This is a genomic window from uncultured Halovibrio sp. (assembly GCF_913056445.1).
GTDB lineage: Bacteria > Pseudomonadota > Gammaproteobacteria > Pseudomonadales > Oleiphilaceae > Halospina > Halospina utahensis_B.
In genome coordinates this window covers 1-7,512 of the sequence record NZ_CAJXMA010000112.1, presented here as the reverse complement: position 1 = coordinate 7,512, position 7,512 = coordinate 1, and the positions used below count along the sequence as shown (strand labels likewise).

At 59.5% G+C, this 7,512-nt stretch carries 7 protein-coding genes; 4 read left to right on the top strand and 3 right to left on the bottom strand.

What is annotated here, in order from left to right:
* The first annotated feature begins 47 nt into the window (after positions 1 to 47).
* On the top strand, positions 48 to 1,388 hold the full coding sequence (locus tag QZ501_RS14340; protein ID WP_295720462.1) for an FAD-binding oxidoreductase: 1,341 nt from the start codon (positions 48 to 50) through the stop codon (positions 1,386 to 1,388).
* Positions 1,389 to 1,601: 213 nt separating this feature from the next.
* On the opposite strand, the gene QZ501_RS14335 is transcribed toward QZ501_RS14340, so the two are convergent.
* From QZ501_RS14335 to QZ501_RS14325, 3 genes are all read right to left on the bottom strand, one after another.
* A complete protein-coding gene (locus tag QZ501_RS14335; RefSeq protein ID WP_295720460.1) occupies positions 1,602 to 2,915 on the bottom strand; it encodes an AarF/ABC1/UbiB kinase family protein in 1,314 nt (437 codons plus the stop codon).
* A gap of 19 nt (positions 2,916 to 2,934) precedes the next feature.
* Positions 2,935 to 3,597, bottom strand: coding sequence for a fumarylacetoacetate hydrolase family protein (locus QZ501_RS14330; RefSeq protein ID WP_160897852.1), 663 nt, complete (start codon positions 3,595 to 3,597; stop codon positions 2,935 to 2,937).
* A 76-nt stretch (positions 3,598 to 3,673) separates the two neighbouring features.
* A complete protein-coding gene (locus QZ501_RS14325) occupies positions 3,674 to 4,780 on the bottom strand; it encodes a PQQ-dependent sugar dehydrogenase (RefSeq protein WP_295720459.1) in 1,107 nt (368 codons plus the stop codon).
* Between the two features lie 422 nt (positions 4,781 to 5,202).
* On the opposite strand from QZ501_RS14325, the gene QZ501_RS14320 reads away from it, so the two are divergent.
* The 3 genes from QZ501_RS14320 (at position 5,203) to QZ501_RS14310 (ending at position 7,505) form a co-directional block, all read left to right on the top strand.
* Entirely contained in the window at positions 5,203 to 6,180 is a 978-nt protein-coding gene (locus QZ501_RS14320) for an NADPH:quinone oxidoreductase family protein (protein ID WP_295720456.1), read from the top strand.
* 261 nt (positions 6,181 to 6,441) lie between these two features.
* Positions 6,442 to 6,921 carry a hypothetical protein gene (locus QZ501_RS14315; protein WP_295720453.1) on the top strand — a complete coding sequence of 160 codons (480 nt, stop codon included), beginning with the start codon at positions 6,442 to 6,444 and terminating at the stop codon, positions 6,919 to 6,921.
* Between the two features lie 8 nt (positions 6,922 to 6,929).
* Complete coding sequence (locus QZ501_RS14310) at positions 6,930 to 7,505, top strand: ankyrin repeat domain-containing protein (RefSeq protein WP_295720450.1); 576 nt, start codon at positions 6,930 to 6,932, stop codon at positions 7,503 to 7,505.
* The last annotated feature ends 7 nt before the right edge of the window (positions 7,506 to 7,512 follow it).

Below are 7,512 nucleotides of genomic sequence, written 5' to 3'. Positions count from 1 at the left end.
TCGATCCGCAGACACTTGAAGGACTTCTTACCGACGGTGGTAAGGTCCTGACCGCCCCTGATGATCTGGCCGCCTATGGCTGCGACTGGACCCGCATCTACGACCCGGCGCCACTGGCTGTGGTGCTGCCGAAATCAACGGAGGAGGTTCAGGCCATCGTCCGGTACGCCAATGAGCAGCACATGGCGCTGGTGCCCTCCGGTGGCCGCACCGGCCTGAGCGCAGGTGCTGTCGCCGCCAACGGTGAACTGGTGGTGGCCATGGATCGCATGAACCGGATCCTGGATTTCAATGCCAATGACCGTCTGGTGCAGTGCGAGGCGGGTGTGGTGACCGAGCAGCTGCAGCAGTACGCGGACGAGCAGGGCCTGTACTATCCGGTGGATTTCGCATCCGCCGGTTCCAGTGAACTGGGCGGCAACATTGCCACCAATGCTGGCGGCATCAAGGTGATCCGCTATGGCATGACCCGTGACTGGGTGCTGGGCCTGAAGGTGGTCACCGGTGCCGGCGAGATCCTGGAGCTCAACAATGGGCTCGAGAAGAACAACACCGGCTATGATCTGCGCCAGCTGTTCATCGGCGGCGAGGGCACCCTGGGCTTCATTACCGAGGCGACCATGAAGCTGGCGCGCCAGCCCTCCAATCTGACGGTGATGGTTCTGGGGCTGAATGACCTGAGCAATACCATGGATGTGCTCCAGAGCTTCCGCTCCAAGCTGGACCTGACCGCTTACGAGTTCTTCTCCAATGAGGCGATCGGGCATGTCCAGGCGCATGCCGAGGTGCCGCGGCCGTTCGAGACCGAGTGCCCCTACTACGCGCTGTTGGAGTTCGAGGCGACCTCCGAGGGTGTGATGGAGGAGGCCATGGCGCTGTTCGAGCACTGTGTGGAGCAGGAGTGGGTGGTTGATGGTGTCATCAGCCAGAGCGAAAGCCAGGCACAGAAGCTGTGGCAGCTGCGGGAGCGGATCTCGGAGTCCATTGCGCCGCATACGCCCTACAAGAATGATCTGTCAGTGCGGATTTCGAAGGTGCCGGAGTTCCTGAACGAGATCCACTCGGTGGTGAGCAAGGAGTACCCGGATTTCGAGATCATCTGGTACGGCCACATTGGTGACGGCAACCTGCACCTGAACATCCTCAAGCCGGCGGATATGGAGAAGCAGGAGTTCTTCAAGCGCTGTGAGACGGTGAACGATCTGGTGTTTGATATCGTTCAGCGTTACGAGGGCAGTGTCTCCGCCGAGCATGGTGTGGGGATGGTGAAGAAGAAGTACCTCGGGTTTACGAAGAGTGCCGAGGAGATTGCTGTTATGAAGGGGATCAAGAAGGTGTTTGACCCCAACGGCATCATGAATCCCGGGAAGCTGATCGACGCTGACTGAGGTTTGGCGTTGTCACCAGCTTACTGGGTTGGCTGCTGGTGGCGCGCCGGGGGATCCCTTTCAGGGACCGCTGTACATACATCCCTGTACGCTGGCGCGATGACATCCTGTCATCGAGCCTCCCTGAAAGGGATCCCCCGCCACACCACTTAGTACCCTTTCGGTAGCGCAGACCAGCTTCCCTTAGCCTTTGTGGCTGATCGACCTTCCTGTCTAGTCTGATTCCTGCTCGAGATACTCTTCCAGCAACGGCCGGAAATCGGTCTTTACGCCCAGGCGTTTCATCATCCAGTAGTGGCCGGCGATCATGCGGTCGATGAGGATGCTTTCGACTGGCGGCTTGAAGGCGTTCAGGTGTTTGAAGACCGTATGGGTATGGGCAGCCACCTGCTGGTGAAGGTTGGACTGGCCGAAGTCGTAGGGCTGGTTTTCCGGCGCGAAGGGCTGGTAAAGAATGTTTCGCCACATGGCATAGTATTCAGGGTCCACCGATGGGTGGTCTTCCACGCGGGCGCCGAGGTGGATCAGGTGCTGGTCCAGGGCCGCGTAGTCCTCGTTCAGCGCGTCGATGATGCAGTTGCGGTAGGCCGCTACGGTGGAGGGCCGCAGGGTTTTGACGCAGCCGAAATCGTAGAGGACCACGGTGCCGTCCGGCCGGTAGGCGAAGTTGCCGGCATGGGGATCGCCGTGGATGCAGCGGTGGCGGAACAGGCCGTCGGCCATGGTGCGGAAGATGCGGTGGCCAATAGTGTTGATGGTGTCCTGATCGTAGCGTTCGCGGGTGACCTCGCTGATGTGATCGCCTTCGACCTTTTCCATCGTGAGTACGCGGCGTGAGCTGCGTTCGGGGATGGCTTCCGGAATCAGAATGCCGTCGTCGCCCCCGTGTTGTTGGGCAAACTGGTGGATGTTTCGGGCTTCGTTCTCGTAGTCGAGCTCTTCGTGCAGCCGGTCGCGCACTTCGTTGAAGAGGTCATCGACGCTCTCCTTGGGCATTTTCAGCAGTCCGCCCAGGCGCAGGGCGGTCCGCAGCTGGCGCAGGTCGGAGTCACAGGAGCGGTCGACGCCCGGATACTGGATCTTGATGACCACCTGCCGCCCATCAAGGAGCTGGCCGGCATGGACCTGGCCAATGGAGGCGGCGGCGTAGGGGGTTTCGTCCACACTGGCGAAGAGATTCTCCACACTGTCCCCGAGTTCGCTCTCGATCTGCTGCCGGATGACTGCGAATTCCATCGCCGGCGCCTCTTTCTGCAGGCGCTGGAGGGCATCGGTGAGTTCCCGGGGCAGGAAGTCCTGGGTCTGGGAGGCGATCTGGCCGACCTTCATGACCGCGCCCTTGAGCTCGCCGAGGGTGTCTACGATTTCCTCGGCCATGCGACTGTAGTACTCGTGGCGGCTTTCCTCGCTCTCCTCGCTGAAAAGCCCGCGGGCCTTGCGCGCAGCGTAGCTGGAGGCGACTGAGCCGGTCATGCCGGCCAGGCGGAAGAATCGCCCGGTCCGTGTTGTAACCGGTTTCCTGCTCATGAATCGAGGGAGCTCCGTGTCAGAGAACGCTGGTGGCGATCGTCAGCTGGTCTTCCAGTGTTAGCGTCAGCTCGCTGCCTGAGGCCAATACCCCGACACCGGCTGGCGTGCCCGTCAGCACAACATCCCCGGGTTCCAGCGTAAAGTGTTTACTCATATACGACACAAGTGCGGGAATGGGTTTGATCATGTCGGCGGTGTCACCGCTCTGGCGTGGTTCGCCGTCGATCGCGAGGGTGAACTGTAGATTCCCGGTGGTGAGCCCGGCCCGCGGGATGAATCGGGAGAGAGGGCAGGCGCCATCAAACGCCTTGGCGATTTCCCAGGGATGACCTTCTTTCTTGAGTCGACTCTGGGTCTGGCGCAGGGTCAGATCCAGAGCCAGGCCCAGTCCGGTGATGGCCGCGTCGGCTTCGGTTTCGTTGGCATGGCTCAGTCGCCTGCCGATGAGCAGAGCCAGCTCGGTCTCGTAGTGGACAGGCTCATCCACTGGAGGCAGGCGGATGCCGGCCTCGAGCTCTGTGATGGCAGATGGTGGTTTGATGAACAGCAGCGGTTCGGTCGGGACCGGGTTGTCCAGTTCAGCGGCATGTTCCGCGTAATTGCGCCCCACACACACCGCTTTGGTGATGGGGGTGTCGCTGCTTGTGCCCTCCAGAAAGCGCGCCCTTGGCAGTGTCATTGTCGTCTCCGTTGGCCATGACGATCCAAGCATAGCGGACCTCGATACGGCATTGCACGAACTGGCCGGCCACCGCTTATGGGGTGAGGCGGACCACGCGCCCATTGGCGGCGTCGGTCAGCAGCCAGAGGGTACCCTCTGGCCCCTGGGTCACCGCCCGGATGCGTTCTCCCCAATCGCTCAGCAGATCTTCCTCCCTGGTTACCTTGTCCCCGTCCAGTTCCACACGGACCAGCTTTTCCATGGCCAGGGCACCGACGAAGAGGTCACCCTGCCAGTCGGGGAAACGCTCGCCGGTGTAGAAGGCCATGCCCGAGGGCGCAATTGAAGGGTCCCAGTAATGCAGGGGCTGGGCCATGCCTTCCTTGTGGGTTTTTTCGGAAATGATGGTGCCGTCGTAATCAATGCCGTAGGTGATCTCGGGCCAGCCGTAATTGGTGCCGGCTTCGATGATGTTGATCTCATCGCCGCCCTGAGGCCCGTGTTCGTGGCTCCAGATCGCACCGGTTTCCGGGTGGCGGGTCATGCCCTGGATGTTGCGGTTGCCGACGGTATAGAAGGTGTCGTTCGTAGCCGGATTGTCCAGGAAGGGGTTGCTCGGCGCCGGCTCGCCATCGAGGGTGATGCGGTGGACGCCGCCGGCGTCATCATCGGTCTTCTGCGCACGCTGCTTTTCGCCCCGGTCGCCCACAGCGACGTACAGGTTGTGGTCATCATCGAAGACCATGCGGCCGGCGAAGTGGCGCGTGGTGCTGGAGCGGGGTTCGGCGGTGAAGATCACCTCGCGGTTGTTGAGGCGGTGGTCCTCCAGCGTGGCGTGCATCACCCGGGTGGTCATGCCCTCACTGTTGCGGTGGGCGTAGCTGATGACCAGTTCCTTGTTCTCCTCGAAGTCCGGGTGGAGTACCACATCCAGAAGGCCACCCTGGCCCCTGGCGGCAACCTCGGGTACGTTGCCGATGGCGTCCTCCCGGAGAGTACCGTCTTCGATCAGGCGCAGGCGCCCGGCGCGCTCGGTGACCAGGGCGTCACCGTCGGGCAGGAAGGCGACGCTCCAGGGGTGTTCCAGGCCTTCGGCAACGGTCTCGACCTGGAAGTCGTGGTGCTCGGATTCGAAGCTCTGGGCGGTGCATGGGACCGACGTGAGGGCGAGGGCCAGGATAAGCAGCTTGCTGGGGTTCATGGGGCCTCCGTATGGGTCAATCTTTGACTGGCTCCGTACTGACTGTACGTGACTTGGGCGGATTTGGGGCAGGGGGAGTGGTCATTTATAAGGGTTGTTGATGCTTGTGGATGATCGATATTTATTTGATTGATGTCACCCAGGGGATTACGTTGATTGTCAGCTGGTTGCATGGGCGGGAGCGGGGAACGCTTCACGGGAATCGCCACGAGTACTTTTCAGTTGCGCAATCCCGCTTCACTGAAAAGTCCTGGGTTTACATCCGTGTAAACCCGTTTGCGCTTAATCGCGCAAACCCCTGTAGGCTGCTCTTCCGCCATCCATGGCTCCAGAGCTTCCCGTGAAGCGTTCCCCGCTCCCGCCCTTCAAGCGTCACGTGGCTTCCAGATTACAAGATTGAACGACTACACGGAGATTGAGTAATGCGTGCCATTCTGTGCCACGAATACGGCCCCGCCGATAAACTCCAGATCGGCGAACTGGATTCACCCGAGGTTAAGGGTAGTGGGGTCAAGGTCCGGGTCAAGGCGGCCGGGCTGAACTTTCCGGATACACTGATCATCGAGGGCAAGTACCAGCTCAAGCCGCAGATGCCGTTTGCGCCGGGTGGCGAGATGGCCGGCGAGGTGCTGGAGGTGGGTGAGAAAGTGACCCGCTTCAAGCCCGGAGACCGGGTTATGGGGCTGACCGGTTACGGCGCCTTCGCGGAGGAGATCGTGGCTCCTGAGGCTCAGCTGATTCCGATTCCCGATGGCATGAGCGATGAAGAAGCGGCTTCCTTCTCGATGGTCTACGGCACCTCCTACCACGCCCTGAAGCAGCGCGCGAACATTCAGGAGGGCGAAAAGCTCCTTGTACTGGGCGCCAGTGGCGGTGTTGGTCTGGCCACGGTGGAACTGGGCAAGGCCATGGGCGCGCACGTGATTGCAGCGGCTTCGAGCCAGGCCAAGCTGGATGTGGCGAAGGAGGCCGGTGCGGATGAGCTGATCAACTACACCGAGGAGAACCTCAAGGATGCCGTGAAGAGCCGTGCGCGCCAGGGCGTGGATGTGGTCTATGATCCTGTCGGCGGCGACTTCACCGAGCAGGCACTGCGCTGCATGGCCTGGAACGGTCGCCACCTGATCGTGGGCTTTGCCGCTGGTGATATTCCGCAGATCCCGGCCAACCTGCCCCTGCTCAAGGGCTGTTCCGTGGTGGGCGTGTTCTGGGGCAACTTCACCATGAAAGAGCCCGAGACCAACATGCAGAACATCATGGAACTGCTGAAGCTCTATGGTCAGGGCAGGATCCGGCCGCGTGTCAGTGAGGTGCATCCCTTTGAGGATTACGTTAACGCCCTGAACGGCCTTAGTGAGCGCCGTGCTACCGGGAAGATTGTTCTGAAGGTGGCAGACTGAGCGTCTATAAGGATTAACTGACAGAGAAGCGAGACCAGGGTCAACTTTTAGAAGGAATCTAATGGTTGCCTGGTTTCCGTTCCTGTGTCTGGGAGCTTGCAGCTGACTGGTGCAAGTTGTTCAGTTGTAAAGGATAACTTGATAACTGGGCAGAGTGTCTGGAGGTAAGATATGAACGTGTTGCTCCAGTATTATTCTGAACGTATCCTCTAATCAATTACGAGCCCAACCGGATGGGCAATCTGATGAAAGGAGTCATCCATGAGCGAAATCACGCTTTCCCTTCCCGATATACCGGATTCCAAGGTCGTACTGAATGAGCAAGAGGCCCGAGAGGTGCTCGCATTCTTCTGGCCTTCCAAGAAACCCATTCTTCAGAATCGCGTCATCACTCTGGAACTCCGACGATACGCACAGGCATTGCTTGTCGTGGCCGTTGACGGGTCCTATCTGATGGGATTTGTGGAAATTGCTTTCGATACGCTGTTTAGTCCCAAGCCGGGGACCTCAGTTAAAAAGTTGATCCGGAAAGTGGTTCTCAAATCAGCAAAGCACTGGTGGGAGCACGCAACCCAGGAGGATCTTGAGGATCCAACAGTCTATGAAACCATCCGCAGGGAAATCGCCCGTAAGCAGAAATCGGTTTTTGAACTGAGGCTTAATGGATATACCCGGATTCCACCAAATAAGAGACGGATTGTCCTGAGTGGAGTCGAACCGGGGACGCTTGCTTGGACCTGAGGTGTGATATGAGAAAGCTGCTTAAGACCACAGTGATCAGCCTGATTCTCCTGGTCGGGGTCGCTGCTGGTGCAGTGGGGTACCACTTTGCTACCACGCCCACTTTTCAGATGATTGCTGTTTATATGGATCCTGATTATGGGCCGTCAGCGTTCACTTGGGGGGCGGAAAAGGCCTTTTATATCTTTCATCCTGAGGAGGCGGACGTCGAACAACTGAACAGGGAGGCGGGCGCTCAGTATGTAGTGGATGTATTCAGTGCGGAAGAAGCGAGGCCCATTCTGGAGCATCTCCTTGAGCATGGTTTGGATATCAACAGTGTTGAGACAGTCACCGGTAAGGGGCTGACAGCTCTGCATGCGGCTGCGCTAAGCAATAATCGCTCGGGAGTGGAGCTGCTTCTGGAATATGGAGCTGCCCCCCAATTGACGGATAACGAGGGGCGAACTGCTCTGGAGCTTGCAAAGGCCAGTGATGAAGCCCGGCCTGAGATGGACTATGGTTCTGTCATCGAGCTCCTGGAGAAGGCGACGGTAGCCAACGACAAGGCCCAGGAACCATCCCAACCGGCCGCCTCGGGTTAAGCGTTCC

What these genes read in the sequence shown, in the direction of transcription:
- QZ501_RS14335 (WP_295720460.1), bottom strand. Translation starts at nt 2,915, where the DNA reads ATGAGCAGGAAACCGGTTACAACACGGACCGGGCGATTCTTCCGCCTG.
- QZ501_RS14330 (WP_160897852.1), bottom strand. Translation starts at nt 3,597, where the DNA reads ATGACACTGCCAAGGGCGCGCTTTCTGGAGGGCACAAGCAGCGACACC.
- QZ501_RS14325 (WP_295720459.1), bottom strand. Translation starts at nt 4,780, where the DNA reads ATGAACCCCAGCAAGCTGCTTATCCTGGCCCTCGCCCTCACGTCGGTC.
- QZ501_RS14320 (WP_295720456.1), top strand. Translation starts at nt 5,203, where the DNA reads ATGCGTGCCATTCTGTGCCACGAATACGGCCCCGCCGATAAACTCCAG.
- QZ501_RS14315 (WP_295720453.1), top strand. Translation starts at nt 6,442, where the DNA reads ATGAGCGAAATCACGCTTTCCCTTCCCGATATACCGGATTCCAAGGTC.
- QZ501_RS14310 (WP_295720450.1), top strand. Translation starts at nt 6,930, where the DNA reads ATGAGAAAGCTGCTTAAGACCACAGTGATCAGCCTGATTCTCCTGGTC.